Annotated in this window: 10 protein-coding genes and 1 pseudogene; 7 read left to right on the top strand and 4 right to left on the bottom strand. The window is 42.4% G+C overall.

All coding sequences use genetic code 11. The features are described from left to right. The first annotated feature begins 121 nt into the window (after positions 1–121). The 3 genes from H8S51_RS13925 to H8S51_RS13915 all read left to right on the top strand — a co-directional run bounded on the left by H8S51_RS13925 (position 122) and on the right by H8S51_RS13915 (position 5,116). Positions 122–1,240: an SGNH/GDSL hydrolase family protein gene (locus H8S51_RS13925; protein WP_186899438.1), complete on the top strand. Its 1,119-nt coding sequence runs from the start codon at positions 122–124 to the stop codon at positions 1,238–1,240. A gap of 24 nt (positions 1,241–1,264) precedes the next feature. Continuing rightward, positions 1,265–3,571: a GH1 family beta-glucosidase gene (locus tag H8S51_RS13920; RefSeq protein ID WP_186899437.1), complete on the top strand. Its 2,307-nt coding sequence runs from the start codon at positions 1,265–1,267 to the stop codon at positions 3,569–3,571. A 198-nt stretch (positions 3,572–3,769) separates the two neighbouring features. After that, positions 3,770–5,116: an ATP-binding protein gene (locus H8S51_RS13915; RefSeq protein ID WP_186899436.1), complete on the top strand. Its 1,347-nt coding sequence runs from the start codon at positions 3,770–3,772 to the stop codon at positions 5,114–5,116. Positions 5,117–5,300: 184 nt separating this feature from the next. On the opposite strand, the gene H8S51_RS13910 is transcribed toward H8S51_RS13915, so the two are convergent. Both H8S51_RS13910 and H8S51_RS13905 read right to left on the bottom strand, forming a co-directional pair. Beyond that, positions 5,301–6,164, bottom strand: coding sequence for a bifunctional 5,10-methylenetetrahydrofolate dehydrogenase/5,10-methenyltetrahydrofolate cyclohydrolase (locus H8S51_RS13910; protein WP_186899435.1), 864 nt, complete (start codon positions 6,162–6,164; stop codon positions 5,301–5,303). A 92-nt stretch (positions 6,165–6,256) separates the two neighbouring features. Then, entirely contained in the window at positions 6,257–6,904 is a 648-nt protein-coding gene (locus H8S51_RS13905; protein ID WP_186899434.1) for a cyclodeaminase/cyclohydrolase family protein, read from the bottom strand. 273 nt (positions 6,905–7,177) lie between these two features. Between H8S51_RS13905 and H8S51_RS13900 the strand changes: the two genes are divergently transcribed. The 3 genes from H8S51_RS13900 (at position 7,178) to clpB (ending at position 14,753) form a co-directional block, all read left to right on the top strand. Beyond that, a complete protein-coding gene (locus H8S51_RS13900) occupies positions 7,178–10,726 on the top strand; it encodes an HD domain-containing phosphohydrolase (protein WP_186899433.1) in 3,549 nt (1,182 codons plus the stop codon). A gap of 1 nt (position 10,727) precedes the next feature. Next, positions 10,728–11,918 (top strand): BMP family ABC transporter substrate-binding protein, encoded by a 1,191-nt coding sequence (locus H8S51_RS13895; protein ID WP_186899432.1) that lies wholly within the window; start codon positions 10,728–10,730, stop codon positions 11,916–11,918. A gap of 252 nt (positions 11,919–12,170) precedes the next feature. Next, positions 12,171–14,753: an ATP-dependent chaperone ClpB gene (gene clpB, locus H8S51_RS13890; protein ID WP_022112541.1), complete on the top strand. Its 2,583-nt coding sequence runs from the start codon at positions 12,171–12,173 to the stop codon at positions 14,751–14,753. A gap of 117 nt (positions 14,754–14,870) precedes the next feature. Here the strand turns inward: clpB and H8S51_RS13885 are convergent, their stop codons facing one another. Both H8S51_RS13885 and H8S51_RS13880 read right to left on the bottom strand, forming a co-directional pair. Next, the gene (locus H8S51_RS13885; protein WP_186899431.1) at positions 14,871–16,193 is read right to left on the bottom strand and encodes an MATE family efflux transporter; all 1,323 of its coding nucleotides are present in this window, start codon (positions 16,191–16,193) and stop codon (positions 14,871–14,873) included. Positions 16,194–16,225: 32 nt separating this feature from the next. Further along, on the bottom strand, positions 16,226–17,077 hold the full coding sequence (locus tag H8S51_RS13880; RefSeq protein WP_186899430.1) for a patatin-like phospholipase family protein: 852 nt from the start codon (positions 17,075–17,077) through the stop codon (positions 16,226–16,228). A gap of 350 nt (positions 17,078–17,427) precedes the next feature. On the opposite strand from H8S51_RS13880, the pseudogene H8S51_RS18455 reads away from it, so the two are divergent. Continuing rightward, positions 17,428–17,900: pseudogene (locus H8S51_RS18455) on the top strand (HAD-IA family hydrolase). Positions 17,901–17,980 lie beyond the last annotated feature (80 nt).

Genomic DNA, 17,980 nt, shown 5'->3' with positions numbered 1-17,980 from the left:
ATGCTGAAACCAAATAGAGTGTATTCAAATTTGGTGATTAACAAATTGCTCCCCAGCTCGAAACGTTCATGAATCTAAAACAAGTTTCGCCCCCAAAATATCCAAAAAGGAGAACATCAACATGGAATATCAGATCAAATACGAAAACGGCATTGCCAACCACGGCAACTTATACCGCTTAAAAAAAGTTATGGACCGCGCAAAAGCCGGCGAACCATTAAACATTGCATTCTTAGGAGGTTCGATCACCCAGGGAAGTCTTTCCACCAAACCGGAACTCTGTTATGCATATCATGTTTATGAGTGGTGGAAAAAGACATTCCCACAGACAGATTTTACTTATATTAATGCAGGAATCGGTGGAACGACATCACAATTTGGTGTGGCACGTGCAGAAGATGACCTGCTCTCGAAGGAGCCGGATTTTGTGATCATTGAGTTTTCTGTCAATGATGAGAGCACGGAGCATTTTATGGAAACATATGAGGGACTGGTGCGCAAGGTATATACAAGTAAAACAAAACCGGCAGTTCTTTTGGTGCATAATGTATTTTACAATAATGGTGGAAATGCCCAGATGATGCACGGACGTATTGCAAGACATTATGATCTTCCGGCTGTCAGCATGCAGAGCACGATCTATCCGGAGGTTGTTAGCGGACATATTGAAAACCGTGATATCACACCGGATGACCTGCATCCGAATGATGCCGGACATGCACTTGTGGCATCAGTTATTACCTATTTTCTGGACAAAGTAAGAACAGAAGATGTAAAGGAACTGAGTGAACCGGATTATCCGGCACCTCTTACAAAAAATACTTATGAAAAATCCATCCGTCATCAGAACAACGATGAAAAGGCAGTCTGCAGTGGATTTGTGGCAGATACATCTGCGCAGAGAGATATCACGGACTGTTTCAAACATGGATGGACTGCTTCAAAGAAAGGTGATTCGATCACATTTGATATTGAAGGCTGTAATGTTTCGGTGCAGTACCGGAAATCCGTAAAACTTCCGGCACCGGTCGCAGAGATCATCGTAGATGGGGACACGGATCATGCAGTTCGTCTGGATGCGAACTTTGATGAGACGTGGGGCGATAAATTAGAGCTTGACACTATCTTAGAATATGGAGAAAATAAAGTACATAAGGTGGAAGTCCGTCTGGTAGAGACACATGAGGACGATGCGGTGCCGTTTTATCTGGTTTCTGTCATTGGTTCCTCTGAAAAATAGCTCATTGGGAAAGGAAAAGAAAATATGTTTCGGGATGATTTTGTTTGGGGTGTTGCGAGCAGTTCTTATCAGGTAGAGGGAACTGACGCAAACGATGGAAGAGGAAAAAACGTCTGGGATGCATTTACGGAGGCAGGCAGGATATATGAAAATCAGAATGCGTATACGACCTGCGATCATATGCATCATTATAAGGAAGATTACGCGCTGATGAAAAATCTTGGTATCAAGGCATATCGTTTTTCATTAAACTGGGCACGTATTCTGCCGCAAGGAACCGGACGTGTCAATGAAAAAGCAATCCAGATGTACCGTGATATGATCACATGTATGAAAGAAAATGGGATCACGCCATATATTACCATGTTTCACTGGGAGTTTCCGCAGGCTCTTTATGAAAAAGGAGGCTGGTTAAATCCAGAGGTGATAGACTGGTTCGGGGAATATGCCAAAGTCGTTGCAGAGAACTTTTCCGATATCTGTGAGTATTTCATTACGATCAATGAGCCGCAGTGTGTGGTAGGACTGGGACATTTAAGCGGTGTGCATGCACCGGGATTAAAGCTGTCGGCAAAAGATACATTCCAGATCGCGCACAACCTCATGAAAGCGCATGGTCAGGCGGTCATCAATCTTCGAAAATATGCAGTCCGTGATATCAAAGTCGGATATGCACCGACCGGAGGAGTTGCTTATCCATATACCGATAAGCCGGAAGATATCGAGGCTGCAAAGAAAGTTTATTTTGGTTTTTATAATCCGATGGATAACTGGACCTGGAATGTGGCATGGTTTTCCGATCCTGTATTTTTAGGACATTACCCGAAAGAAGGACTGGAAAAATTTGCAGAATATCTGCCGGAAATCACAGAAGAAGATATGGAGCTGATACATCAGCCACTTGATTTTATGGGGCAGAATATATACAATGGTTACTATGTCCGTGCAGGAGAGAACGGTGAACCGAAATTTGTGGACCGTGAACCGGGATTTCCTAAGACAGGAGCAGACTGGCCGGTAACGCCGGAAGCTTTTTATTATGGTATAAAATTTCTGACAGAGCGTTATCCATTGCCGCTTTACATCACGGAAAACGGCATGTCCTGTCATGATAATATCAGCGCAGATGGCAGGGTGCATGATCCAAACCGTATCACGTTTCTGGATTCCTATATCGGAGCCATGCAGCGTGCAAGCGATGAAGGTGCAGATGTAAGGGGATATTTCCTGTGGACATTTCTTGATAATTTTGAGTGGTCCGATGGATATAAACAGCGTTTTGGTATCATTTATGTAGACTTTACAACGCAGCAGCGCATTGTAAAGGATTCGGCATTCTGGTATCAGAAAGTAATAGAGACGAATGGAGGAATCATTAGCATGAATCAGGCAAATAAAGAGATTTTGTTTTTAGACCCGGTATGTACACATAATATCTGGGGAGGAACAAAGTTAAGAGAAGAATTCGGTTATCCGGTTGAGGGAGATGACATCGGCGAATGCTGGGGTATTTCCGCTCATCCAAACGGAGACGGTACGATCCGCAACGGTGCATTTTCCGGTATGAAGTTATCTGCTGTATGGAAGGAGCATCCGGAAGTATTCGGTAACTATGACTGTGACCGTTTTCCACTTCTCACAAAGATCATTGATGCAAGGGATGATCTTAGTATTCAGGTACATCCAGATGATGATTATGCGAAAGTACATGAAAACGGTTCTTTCGGAAAGACAGAATGCTGGTATATCATGGATGCGCCGGAGGGAGCAACGCTTGTCATCGGACATAATGCTAAGACGAAAGAAGAACTTTCCGATATGATCCATCAGGGAAGATGGAAAGAATTTATCCGTGAGATTCCGGTGAAAAAAGGTGATTTTATCCAGATCGATCCGGGAACAGTTCATGCGATCAAGGGTGGACTTTTAATCTTAGAGACACAGCAGAACAGTGATATTACTTATCGTGTTTATGACTATGACCGTCTTTCAAATGGCAAGCCGAGAGAATTGCATGTAGAAAAGAGTATTGATGTTATCACAGTTCCGGCAAAATCCGTGGATGACAGTGTAAAATCCGCATTGAATCTGCCGGAAAATCAGTTGAATGAACTGTATTCCTGCAAATATTATACGATCTTTAAGGCAGACGTAAATGGAAAGATGGAATTTGAGCAGAAGTATCCGTTCCTGTTAGTATCTGTTTTAGAGGGAGATGGAATCGTGGGCAGCAGCCCGGTGAAGAAGGGAGATCATTTTATCCTGCCGAATGGTTATGGAAAAGTTGAGATGCAGGGGAAGATGAGTCTGATCGTTTCTACTGTAAAATAATTATTTTGAGATGAAAAATCCGCAGGATGTTAGAGCACACCTGCGGATTTTTTGATGAACGGGGCAGACTTGGTGAATAGCAATGTTAAAAACGGGGCAAAATATAATTATATTAAATTTAAAAACGGGGCAAATTGTAATGATAATGATTGAAAAAACGGGGCAGATAGTGTATTGTGTAATTGGAGGTATGAATTTATGTACAGAAAAGAGTCAATTGCAATTGGCGAATGGATTAAAAATTCAAATAAGGCATTATTAGTGACAGGAGCAAGACAGATAGGAAAAACATGGCTCATAAGAGATGAAATTGAAAAGAGCGGATATACTAAGTTTGAAGTGAATTTTATTGATCAGCCGGATATGGTTTCCTACTTAAATGCAGAGATGAGTGCGGAAGATTTTTTGATTAAATTAAAAATGATCATGCCAGAAGATTGCAAATCGCATGAAACGGTTGTTTTTTTTGATGAGATTCAGAAATGCCCGGAAATAGTAACTAAAATAAAATTTCTTGTAGATGAGGGAAGTTTTAAGTATGTAATGAGCGGATCCTTATTAGGGGTAGAACTGAAAGGAATCGCTTCGGCTCCGGTTGGATACCTGACTGTTTTAAAGATGTACCCTATGGATTTCGAAGAATTTATGATGGCGAATAATGTCTCAGTAACTACATTAGATATGCTAAATGAAAAATTTAAAAACGCCAGTCCTGTGGACGAATTTGTACATCAGAAGCTTTTGTCTATGTTTTTTGTTTATCTTATTGTTGGAGGAATGCCAGATGCTGTAAAAACTTATATAGAAACAAAAGATATTCGAGAGGTTGACAAAGTACAACGTGATATAACAACGCTTTATAAAGAGGATTTTTCCCAATATGAGATTGAGGACAGAAAGCTTAAGTTAAAGTCCATATATGACATTATTCCTGCTGAATTAAATAAGCAGAATAAAAAGTTTGTATTTACGATGCTGGATAAAGAACTGAAATTTGACAGATACGAAAATAGTTTTTTGTGGTTAAAAGATGCAGGTGTGGCGTTGCCGGTTTATAATATTGAGGCACCAGTTATTCCACTTTTAGCAAGCAAGAGCAGTAATATATTCAGACTTTTTTCGAGCGACATTGGATTGTTGACAAGTGCATATCCGGCAGAAACAAAAATGGAATTAATTAATAAAAACGGAGAAGTGAACAACGGAGCACACTTTGAAAATGCTGTCGCACAGCAATTAACGGCGAATGGTTTTACACCATATTTCTGTAAAAAGAAAAATATTGGTGAAATGGATTTTGTGATAGAAATGAATGGGAAAGTTGTTCCGATTGAAGTTAAGTCTGGTAAGGCATATAAATCACACAAAGCTTTGGATAATTTTATGAACATACCGGATTATCATCTTGAGAAAGCCTATGTTTTTTCCGTTGGAAATGTAGAAACAGAAGGAACTGTGACATATCTTCCAATTTATATGTGTTATCTGTTAAAAGAGCAGAAAATCGGTCAGATGATCGTAGAGTTGGATACTACTGGTTTGTAGATCGAAAAGGTTATTATTATCATAGATGAGTATGACGTTCTGTTAGGCTATAAAAAGGACTGTAAAGTTGTGATTGGAGAGTAGATTTAAAGTCTCAACGTAGAAAGCTATGCCTGCGTTGAGACTTTTTTCTAGTGCAGTGACCTGTTGCTATTTAGAAAAATGATGTACTGGTGCAGCACAATTATAAGATATCCAATCCAGCCTTTAGGAGAGCAGCATCCACAACATGCTCGATCAGGACAGAAGTTGTGACACTTCCGACACCGCCCGGAACAGGAGTGATCGCGTCTACGAGAGGTTCAGCGTCGACGAAGTTGACATCACCGCAGAGCTTGCCTTCTTCGTTTACGTTGATGCCGACATCGATGACAGTCTGACCGGCACGCAGATATTTTGCGTCGATGACACCGGCTCTCCCGGCAGCAACGATCACGATGTCTGCTTCTTTTACAACGGATGGCATATCTGTAGTTTTCGTGTGACAGATAGTTACGGTTGCATTTTTCTGAAGCAGCATCATGGCGGCTGGTTTTCCAACGACAGGGCTTCTGCCGATTACAACCGCTTTTTTACCGGTGCAGTCGATGCTATAATGATCTAAAATCTTCATGCAGGCACTCGGTGTGCATGGTGCGAAACCACCCTGTTTTCCGAGAAAAACAGAAGCCATGGAACGGTCAGTAATGCCGTCGATGTCCTTTTCTGCCGCGAGTGCATTGATGATCTTATTTTCATCTAAATGACGAGGCAGAGGGCGGAAGAGTAATACGCCGTGAATGTCATCTGCTTCGTTTACCTGTGCGATCGTATTTAAAACCATTTCCTCTGAGGCATTTTCCGGAAGCAGAAATTTTTCATAGGAAACGCCAAGAGTTTCACAGCGTTTAGTCGCACCGCGCTCGTAAGAAATATCATCTTCTCTTTCACCAATGCGGATGATGCCAAGTTTTGGTGTGATCTGGTGTGCGTTCAGTGTCTCTACTTTTTTACGGATCTCTTCATTTAAAGAAGCGGTAACTTCTTTTCCTGATAATAATTTAGCCATAGGTACCTCCATATAATAATGATGTTTTAATTCTGTTGATTCAGTTGATATCGTCACCAAATAGCGGATGAAAAAATATATGGTTTTCCGATTTAGCGGATTTTATTGCAGACAGATTGAAAAATTTCGTCCGCTTTTTTTTCATATTTTTCACGCAGCATGTCTGCCTCTTTATTATAGGAAGTGGCAGCTTCTTTGTCAGCCATGGATTTTGTGTTGATGTAGATGTTTAAGGATGCCCCCTGAAGAGCAGATTTTAGCAGCGTGGCGCCGACACCGGCATCGCTGATGGCAATTTTACTGCCCTTTTCGGCAAAGGTTTCAATCAGATCGATCGCCTCTGCGCAGGTCCGCATGATCTCAAGTGGAACTTCGCAGGCTCCCACTAAGGCGGCTTCCATTACTTCTGCCTTTTTTTCAATTTCTTCCGGTGTGCTTTTTGGCATGCCGTAGGCGGCACTTAACGGTTCAAAAGCTTTGGCGTCTTTTTCCACGAGAACTAAAAGCCGTGCTGTGATGTCGTCTGCTTTTTTCTTACATTGAATGATATCCTCTTCCACAGCGGCATAGGTCTTTTTTCCAACGGTAAGACTCCCGACCATATTTCCAAGAGCGATACCGATCGCGCCGGCGAGGGCAGCGGCACCTCCGCCTCCCGGAACCGGAGACTTGCCGGATAAAACGGTGATAAAATCTTTACAGGAATAATCTGTAAAGCATGAATTTGTCTGATGTTCCATGATATTCCTCCATTGCACATTATTCTCCATACCTGTACGGTATTTTTTAACCATTTTCATTCGATAAGTTACAGTGATTGCTTTATTCTAACATATTGTAATTTTAAATGAAATAGAAATCCTGTAACCCGGTACTTTCGTACATTAAAAAATTAATGTATGAAATCAACGGAAACAGTTGTCTTTTTACCGGTTTTTGTTAAAATATTAGTAGAGTTACCTGGGATAAAGCAATAGCACCTGTGTTATTGATGTACACATGAGGAAAAGGTTATGAAAAATAATAAATGGTATGTGATCAGCACGTTTGTACTTGGATGTATAGTGATAAATTTTGCCGGCAGGATTTTGTCTGACAGGCTGCAGCTGCCGTTGTGGCTTGATTCTTTTGGAACAGTAACGGCGGCGTATGTGCTGGGACCTTTCTGTGCAGCTATGGTCGGGATGACGGTAAATCTTACCTATGGGATTTTATATTCCTGGACAAATATGTTTTACGCAGTGGTCAGTGCCATGGTCGGCATAACGACCGGCATATGTGTGAAAAAAGGATTTTTAAAAAATCTTTATGGAGTACTTTCAACAAGTTTTTTAGTAGCGGTTTTATCGGTGACACTTTCTGTCCCATTTAACTATCTGTATTGTGATGGTTCTACGCAGAATATCTGGGGAGACGGTGTTATTGAGTCTATGGAAAAAGTTGGATTCAACAGCTTTTTCAGTCACTGTATGGGACAGTTTTATCTTGATTTTCTTGATAAGGTTATAACGATCGTCTTAGTATTTTCTCTTATAAAATTGGTTCAAAAAAAAATTGTATCTAAAAGACAGCATACTTTGCTCATGATGTTTCTTTGTATATTGGTGCTTGGCATGATCCGGGGAGAGACAGTAACGGCAAAAACAGTTACAGAACAGGAAGATTACAGTAGTTATCTTCAGACTGTTTATGGCAGGGAAAATGGAATACCGGGTGGATGTGCCAATGATATTGTGCAGACGAAGGATGGCGTTTTATGGATTGGAACATATGGCGGGCTGTACCGGTATAATGGCACAAAATTTCAATGGATCAATGAATATGAATCGATAAAAACCGTGAACTGTCTGTATACGGATGAGGAAGGCAGACTGTGGGTTGGAACGAATGACAGCGGACTTTCCATCTTTATCAATGATACGGTTGCAAATGTTATTACTGAAAAACAGGGACTTGCATCGGATTCGGTGCGCTGTATTACACAGTGCGCAGATGGAAATTATTATGTTGGAACAGCCGGGGCACTTTCCATTGTCACATTAGCAGGTGGGTTAAATGTGAAAAAGACGATGGAAGATATTGTGTATGTAAAAAGTATGGATGCAGATGCAAATGGAACAGTTGCAGCGGTAACCGATGATGGAAAACTGTATTTTATCAGGCAGGGAAAGATCACGGATGTTGTGGAGCCATCCGAGGGAGCTGATTTTTCCTGCTGTAAGTTTGATGAAAACGGGCTTTTGTATGCCGGAACTTCACAGAATGAGATACTTTGCTATGGCTGTGATACGGGAGAGTGGAAATACAGGGAAACGAAAGGCTGTGAAGAATTATCCAATATAAAGTCACTGTATTTTTTAGATGACGGAGCCATGTTTGTCTGTGCCGATAACGGAGTGGGATATTTTGTGGAACAGACAGATTTTAAAATGATAAATACAGATACATTTAACAGTTCGATTGATCATGTGCTGATGGATTATCAGGGAAATCTCTGGTTTACATCATCAAGGCTTGGCGTTCTTCGTTTATGTAAGTCAGTATTTACATTGTTACAGACAGGAGCTATACAGGAAAATCAGGTTGTTAATTCAGTTACGAAATGGCAGAACAGGTTTTATATAGGAACGGACAGTGGATTAGAGGTAATGGATGAAGAAACCGGAGAAGAATATACGGATGATATTACGGAAACCTTAGCTGGCACAAGAATACGATGTCTTCGGACAGACAGCTGTGGAAACTTGTGGATCTGCACAACGGGAAAGGGCATTTATGAGATTACAGCAAAAGGAGAGACTTTTGTCTATGACAATGCCAGTGGGGCAAATGGTAATAAATACCGTACCGTCGAAGAACTAAAAAACGGAACGATACTTGCGGCAGGAGATGCGGGACTTACGTTTATCCGGGACGGGGAGATTACAAAAGTGACCGGTGAATCAGATGGACTTACGATACCGAAGATTCTTTGTGTATTAGAACAGGAAGACGGAACCATATTTGCCGGTACGGATGGAAATGGAATCGCGGTGATAAAAAATGGAAAAGTGAATGATGTTTACAACAAAGAGGATGGATTAAGCTCAGAGGTGATCCTCCGTATGGTGAAAAATGAGGATGGAGGTGTATTTATTGTAACAAGTAATGGAATCTGTTACATGGATACGGAAGGAAAAATCAGGAGTCTTGATAAATTTCCTTATTATAATAATTATGATATTGTGGAGGGAATCGACCATACTTTGTTTATACCAGGGTCAGCGGGGATCTATGTTGTGGATAAAGAGGAGCTTTTGTCCGGGAGGAAATTAGAGTATAAACTGTTAAACAGTGATGCCGGGATTAACCGGGCGCTGACACCAAATGCATGGAATTATGTAGATGAAGATATGAATTTCTATTTTTCCACAGATACGGGAGTGATTTGTATGAATCTTAAAAATTATGAGGTTTCTGTCCGTTCCTACCGTATGCAGATGAAATCCGTAAAAATAGATGATGTATCGCATTTTGTCAGACGTGGAGAGGTGATCTATCTGGAAAGGGGAGCAGAAAAGCTTGAGATATTTCCGGAAATTATCAATTATTCCGTGAATCTCCCTTATGTAAGTGTTTACTTAGAGGGGTATGACAGTGAGCCGCAGGTGATGTCCCAAAGTGAGATGTCCAGTGTGATTTATACAAATCTTCCGGTAGGAACCTATAAGTTTCATATTGCGGTGCTGGATCATAAGGGACAGAAGCCGGTAGTGGAAAGTGTGTATACCATTGAAAAAAAGGCAGAGATCTACGATCACTGGTGGTTTGTGGTTTATATAGTGGCAGTGTTTGCGTTAGCAGTAGCTTATCTGACCTGGATGATTTTTCATACACAGGTGCAGAGAGTGATCAATCTTCAGAAAAAGGAGATTGAACTGGTAAAAAAGAAGCTGGAAATGGGGAATGAGACGGTACTTACGATTGCTAAGACGGTAGACGCTAAAGATGTAAGGACGAGTCAGCATTCTGAGCGTGTGGCAGAATATTCCGTACTGATCGCAAAAGAACTTGGGTTTGATGAGAAAAGCTGTGAGGATCTGAAAAGGGCAGCGCTTTTACATGATATCGGAAAAATCGGTATTCCCGATCGGATTTTAAATAAGCCGGGAAAATTAACGGACGAGGAATATGGAATTATGAAATCGCATGTGACAAAAGGTGCGGAAATCTTAAAAAGTTTCACGATCGTAGACCATGTGGAAGAGGGTGCCTTATATCATCATGAAAGATATGATGGAAAAGGATATGTGCACGGGTTAAAAGGAGAAGAAATCCCGATCAATGCCAGAATTATCGGAATTGCAGATACATTTGATGCAATGACGGTGAATCGCGTTTACCGGAAACAGTTGGATATGACCTATGTGATACAGGAACTGAAAAATGGAAGGGGAACGCAGTTTGATCCAGGACTTGTCGATGTTATGTTAGGACTGATTGACAATGGAAAGATTGACATATGCAGTCTGTACAAAGAACATGCACATGCAGATCATAGCAGGGAAAAAGAGGAGGAGTAGAGTGAAAAAAGTATATCTTGTGACATTGTGCACCTGTCTGATTGTGATTGCTTTTGTGTCGGCATCTGTATACTTTCTGAGAGACGAAGAAAAAGAGATCACTGTTGGTTTTGTGTATGTTGGAGATGCGAGTACCGCATATACCAGCAATTTTATTGATGCGCAGGAGGCAATCCAGACAAAATACATGGATCAGGTAAAAGTCATTGCACTCAATAATGTTGCGGAGGGAACGGAATCAGAGTACTTACAGCAGCTTGTGGATGCCGGGTGTGACCTGATTTTTACGACCAGTTATAATTATGGAACCGTTACGAAGGAGTTTGCAGAAAAATATCCCGGGATCGAGTTTTGTATGGCAACATGTGCGAATGCAAATGAAGAACCTGTTTTAAAAAATTATCATACATTTATGGGAAAAATTTATCAGGGAAGATATACGGCGGGAGTGGCAGCCGGGATGAAAATGAAAGAACTGATCAAAGAAGGCGTGATCACAGAGCAGCAGGCAAAGATCGGATATGTTGCAGCCTATCCTTATGCGGAGGTGATCTCCGGATATACGGCATTTTTGCTCGGAGTGAGATCAGTCGTACCGGATGCGGTGATGACAGTGCGTTATACCAATAAATGGAATGATTATCGGACGGAAAAAAAGTATGCCAAAGACCTGATCGATGAGGGCTGTGTGATCATATCACAGCATTCGGATACCGCAGGCCCGGCTACCGCGTGTGAGGAAACTGCTGCGGGGACCCCGGTTTATCTGGTAAGTTATAATCAGAGTATGGAAGATGTGGCGCCGACCACTTATCTCACCGGATGCAAGATCAACTGGGAACCCTATATGATGGGAGCTGTGGATGCAGTTTTAAACGACCGTGTGATTGAGAAAAGTATCAAAGGAACTGTCAATGGAAATGATATTGGTGCCGGTTTTGAAGAAGACTGGGTGCAGATGTTAGAGTTAAATGAAATTACGGCTGCGGATGGCACAGCGGAAAAAATGCAGGAAGTGATCCGGCAGTTTGAGCAGGGGAAACTGGATGTGTTCCGGGGAGATTATGTCGGGGCAGATCCGGATGACCCGGACGATACTTATGATCTGAATCAGGGATATACGGAGAATGAGTTTGCGTCTGCACCTTCGTTTCATTATGTGCTGAAAGATGTGATCCGGATAGAAGAATAGGGGATTGTGAGGGAAAAAGTCCTGCGGATGCAGAGCATATCGTATTCGCAGGACAGTTTATATTTTTTTTATAAAATAATTAGCACTCACCTCTTGACAGTGCTAACAATCAGGTGTATAACACAAATTGTAAACAGAAAAAATAGAAATAAAAGAAATAAAAGAAATAAGTAAGAAAACTCATGATGGTTCTCCATCATTTGATATAGATGTCCAGTTTGGACCACAATTGAATAAGAGGGAGGAAGATATATGAACATTCAGAAATTTACACAGAAGTCCGTAGAAGCGATCAATGATTGTGAAAAACTTGCATATGAATATGGCAATCAGGAAATCGAGCAGGAACATCTGCTTGTTGCATTGCTGCAGCAGGAAGACGGACTGATTTTAAAATTGATAGAAAAAATGGATATCCAGAAAGAGCATTTCCTGGATAACGCCAAAAAACATCTCGCAGCAAGGGTAAAGGTATCCGGCGGTCAGGTCTATGTCGGACAGGACTTAAATAAAGTGCTGATCCATGCAGAGGACGAGGCAAAGCAGATGGGAGACGAATATGTTTCCGTAGAGCATTTATTCCTTGCACTGTTAAAATATCCGAACAAGGCGATGAAGGAGATCTTCAAAGAGTATGGGATCACGAGAGACCGGTTTTTACAGGCACTCTCAACCGTGCGCGGCAACCAGCGTGTTGTTTCGGACAATCCGGAAGCTACTTATGATACTCTTGAAAAATACGGTTACGATATGGTAGCGCGTGCAAAAGAGCAGAAACTTGATCCGGTCATCGGACGTGATGATGAGATCCGTAATGTAGTCCGCATCCTTTCCCGTAAGACGAAAAACAACCCGGTTCTGATCGGTGAACCTGGTGTAGGTAAGACCGCAGTGGTAGAGGGACTTGCACAGCGTATCGTAAAAGGTGATGTCCCGGAAGGATTAAAGGACAAAAAATTATTTGCACTGGATATGGGTGCCCTGGTGGCAGGGGCAAAATACCGCGGTGAATTTGAGGAGCGTTTGAAAGCGGTTCTTGATGATATCAAAAATTCCGACGGACAGATCATCCTGTTTATCGATGAGCTGCACACGATCGTCGGAGCCGGAAAAACGGACGGCGCAATGGATGCCGGACAGCTGTTAAAACCTATGCTTGCGCGTGGTGAACTGCATTGTATCGGTGCAACGACACTTGATGAATATCGTGAATATATTGAAAAAGATGCAGCGTTAGAGCGAAGATTCCAGCCGGTCATGGTGGATGAGCCGACAGTTGAGGATACGATCTCCATTCTGCGTGGTTTAAAGGAACGCTACGAAGTGTTCCACGGTGTAAAGATCACAGACTCTGCATTAGTATCGGCAGCAGTGCTCTCAAACCGTTATATTTCCGACCGTTTCCTGCCGGATAAAGCGATCGACCTTGTGGATGAGGCATGTGCCCTGATCAAGACAGAACTTGATTCCATGCCGACAGAACTTGATGAATTAAACCGTCGTGTCATGCAGCTTGAGATTGAGGAAACCGCATTAAAGAAAGAAACAGACAGGTTAAGTCAGGAGCGTCTCGCTGACCTGCAGAAAGAATTGGCAGAACTGCGCGATACGTTTAATACGAAAAAAGCGCAGTGGGAAAATGAAAAGAAATCGGTAGAAAAAGTCCAGAAACTGCGTGAGGAGATCGAGACAGTCAAAAATGAGATCAAGACCGCACAGCAGAATTATGATCTGGAAAAAGCAGCAGAATTGCAGTATGGCAAATTGCCGCAGTTAGAAAAACAGTTGGAAGCCGAAGAAGAGGAAGTAAAGAACCGTGATCTTTCTCTGGTACATGAAAATGTCAGCGAGGAGGAGATTGCACGTATTATTTCCCGCTGGACCGGTATCCCCGTTGCAAAACTGACGGAGAGTGAGAGAAACAAAACACTTCATCTCGATGAGGAACTGCACAAACGTGTCATCGGACAGGATGAGGGGGTCACAAAGGTTACAGAAGCGATCATCCGTTCCAAAGCAGGAATCAAAGATCCGACAAAGCCGATCGGTTCGTTCCTGTTCTTAGGACCTACCGGTGTTGGTAAGACGGAGCTTGCAAAGGCACTTGCGGCAAGCCTGTTTGATGACGAGTCTAACATGGTACGTCTTGATATGAGTGAGTATATGGAGAAATATTCCGTCTCCCGTTTAATCGGAGCGCCTCCAGGATATGTCGGATACGATGAGGGTGGTCAGCTTACCGAGGCAGTCCGCAGAAAACCATATTCCGTTGTACTGTTTGATGAGGTGGAAAAAGCACATCCGGATGTATTCAATGTGCTGTTACAGGTACTTGATGATGGACGTATCACCGATTCACAGGGCAGGACTGTGGACTTTAAAAACACGATCATTATTATGACGTCAAACCTTGGTTCGGCGCATCTGCTCGAAGGAATTGATGATAACGGAGATATCAATCCGGAGTGTGAAGAGGCAGTCATGAATGAACTGAGAGGACACTTCCGTCCGGAATTTTTGAACCGTCTCGATGAGATCATCATGTTCAAGCCACTCACAAAAGGCAATATCGGCAACATCATCAACCTTCTGATCACAGATCTCAACAAACGTCTTTCTGACCGTGAGATCACTGTGGAGCTGACAGATGCAGCAAAGCAGTATATCGTGGACAACGGATACGATCCGGTTTACGGTGCAAGACCGTTAAAGCGTTTCTTACAGAAACATGTGGAGACACTTTCTGCAAAACTGATTCTTGCAGATGAGGTAAGGGAAGGCGATACGATCCTGATTGACGTGGAAGGAGACCATCTGACTGCGCGCGTAAAGTGACAGATTGTGGATGGTAGCGAGAGAATCAGACAATGTGCCTGAAGAGATAATTGTATAGATACAAAATAGAAAAAGAAGGACTTTATCCCCAAAACGGATAGAGTCCTTTTTTCTTGTTTATTTGCTGTGCACTTTGCGCAGCAAAAGCGGTAACTCCACGATCAGCATGGCGATCCAGCCTGCAAGATAGGAATATGGAAGTGCCTCAATACCAAGATGCATTTTCAGGACAAGTGGTGCAGCGGCAAGTACGCGTACACCCATGTTTACAAAACTGCTGATAAGTGTGATCTTTAAATCTCCGATGCCACGGAAATATCCCTGAATACCGTTTGTGACAGCCGGCAGGACATACATCAGGGAAATCAGGTGAAGGTAAATAACGCCGTGACCGATGACTTCCTCATCTTTGATAAAGCAGAGCATAAATTCTCTTGCAAATAAAAAGCAGAGTGCAAATACAATAAGCCCGTATATAATTTCAAGAATCATACCGCAGCGGAATCCTTCCCGCATGCGGTCTTTTTTTCCGGCACCTTTATTCTGTGCCATCAGGGCAGTCATGGCATGCGCAATATTCTGTTCCGGTGTGTAGGCAAAGTCGTCAATTCTGTTTACGATCGCAAATGCGGCTGCAACCGAAACACCCATGGTGTTAACGATTGCCTGGATGCCGAGTTTTCCAAGCTGTACAGTTGCCTGCTGTAGTGCGGATGTCCAGCCGTAGGCGATCGTGCGCATTAAGAGCGAGCGGTCAAATACCAGCCATTTCTTTCCGAGCCGGAGCAGAGGTACTTTTTTCTGGATATAGATGATACAGAAAATGCAGCATAAGGCTTCGCTAAGCACTGTGGATACTGCACATCCGTTACTTCCGGCTTTCAACACGACAACAAAAAACAGATCCCCTAAAATATTTAAGACGGCACTGATCATCAGAAAATAAAGGGGGGTATTGCTGTCACCGAGTGCACGCAGTGTGCTCGAAAAAAAGTTGTACAGAAAAGTAAAGACCAATCCTAAAAAGATGATCTGTAAGTATTCTGTTGTGAGGGATAGAATACTTGCATCTGCCTGCATTAAGATCAGGATCGGTCTTGCAAACAGGATACATGCTATGGATAAGACAAATGAAAAAATAACGCCGGAGAGCATGGTGGTACTGATCTGGCGGTGCAGCGTGTCATAATCTTTTGCCCCATACTGCATTCCCATTAAAATGCTGGCACCCATGCACAGTCCGTTTAAAAACAGGATCATCAGAGTGGAGATCGGATTGCAGATGCCGACAGCGGCAAGTGCTTCTTTTCCGACAAAATGCCCGACAATGATACTGTCTACGGCATTGTAGGTAAGCTGGAACAGGTTGCCGAGCACGAGAGGAATCGTAAAGCGGATCAGGATCGGCATAATTTTTCCGGTGGTAAGATCTTTGGTCATAGTGGTAAAAGTCCTTTTATTTGTAAAATAAATTAGTTCAAAAAATGTTTCAACTCTTCTGCGCGGGCTTCATAATCTGCAACTCCGAGATCATAAAGATCCTGTTCTAAGGCAGCATCCTTGGAAAAAGTACTAAGCGGCATATGGCGGCTTGGTGCAAAGATAAAAACATAGCCTTCTTTTTCTAGCCGGCAGGCAAGGTCGATGGATGCCTGATAATTAATATGCCGGTTGTCGATGCTTTGGATTGTTTTCGGATATTTATGCAGCATATGTTTATACAGCGGGCGGTGTGCCTCTGGTTTTTTTACGAAGTTCCTTGGATTTGAGAGGATAACGACCATTTTGGTACAGCCTTGTTCGATCGCATGGTGCAGCGGAATCGAATCGGCAACACCGCCGTCGTAATAGTAACGGTCCCCTACTTTTACAGGACGGCAGAAACCAGGCAGGGCGCAGCTTGCCATAACAGCACGGTAGTCGTCACGGACAATGTCGTATTTGGAAAAATAAGCTGCACGCCCGGTTGCTGCATCGGTTGCAGTCATATAAAATTCAGCCGGATTTTCCATGACGGCAGAGTAATCAAGCGGATCTGCCCCATCGGAATTTGTCAGTGTCCCGTAAATATACTGCAGACCGAATAAGTTTCCAGTATGTACTAAACTTCGTACGCTTAAGTAGCGCGGATCACTTAGATGTTCCGTATAAAAACGGAGATTACGTCCCCGCTGCCCTGCAAGATAAGACAGCGTATTTGCAGCACCCGCAGATACGCCGATGCAGTAGGAAAATGTGATATCATCGTCTAAAAATTTATCCAGAATGCCGGCACTGTATGCGCATTTCATACCACCGCCTTCTACTACAAGTCCTGTTTTCATAGTGTTCCTTTCTTTGTATTTTGATAGGTGTCAAAATGAGCTTATGGACATTATACTTTATTTACTACAAATCGTTCAATACCAATATAAACAGATTTGCCGGTGTTTTTGTTTCGCCGGATGGAAGTATGGAAAGAAAGGCTTGTCTGCTGTAAAATTCAACCGCAGTTTTTGCAGTACATGAATTTTATTGACAATTTACCAAAACGTTGTTGATTTTTAAAATAGAGGATGATAATATAAATTTACCAAAACGTTTTGGTAACTGGACGCATGAACATAGACAAGAGAGAAGACACACAGGATGATATCGGAAAACTAAGAGCGAGAGAAAGTATAGAGGTGTAGAAATGTCATTAAAAGGACTTATTTTTGATCTGGAAGGGGTGATCGTGTTTACAGATCAGTATCATTATAAAGCATGGAAACAGATGGCGGATGAGAAAGGTATTTACTTCGATCAGGAGATCAACAACCGGCTGCGCGGAGTGAGCCGTATGGATAGCCTGGAAATTATTCTGGAAAGATATGAGGGACATCCGTTAAGCGATGAGGATAAACAGAAGATGGCGGAAGAGAAGAATGATATTCGGATGGAACAAATATTAAAAAATCCAAACCAGATCCGGAAGTTTTCTTAAAAGCAGCAGAGTTTCTTGGCTTGAAGCCGGAAGAGTGCGGTGTTGTGGAAGATGCATATGCGGGAATTGATGCAGCAGTTTCCGGTCATATGACAGCAATTGCGATCGGCGATGCGGCAGGTTATGACAAAGCAGATTATAAGCTGTCTACATTTAAAGATTTACTGGACATTGCAAAATAAGAATTACAAGTAATATAAACAGGAAAAATATGGATGGAATTGCTTACTTTGCAGTTGGAATATCATGATAAAATGTGATA

Source organism: Roseburia rectibacter (assembly GCF_014287515.2).
GTDB classification, from domain to species: Bacteria; Bacillota; Clostridia; order Lachnospirales; family Lachnospiraceae; genus Roseburia; species Roseburia rectibacter.
Note: the sequence above shows the minus strand (reverse complement) of the source record. Positions and strands in the feature narration are given on the sequence as shown.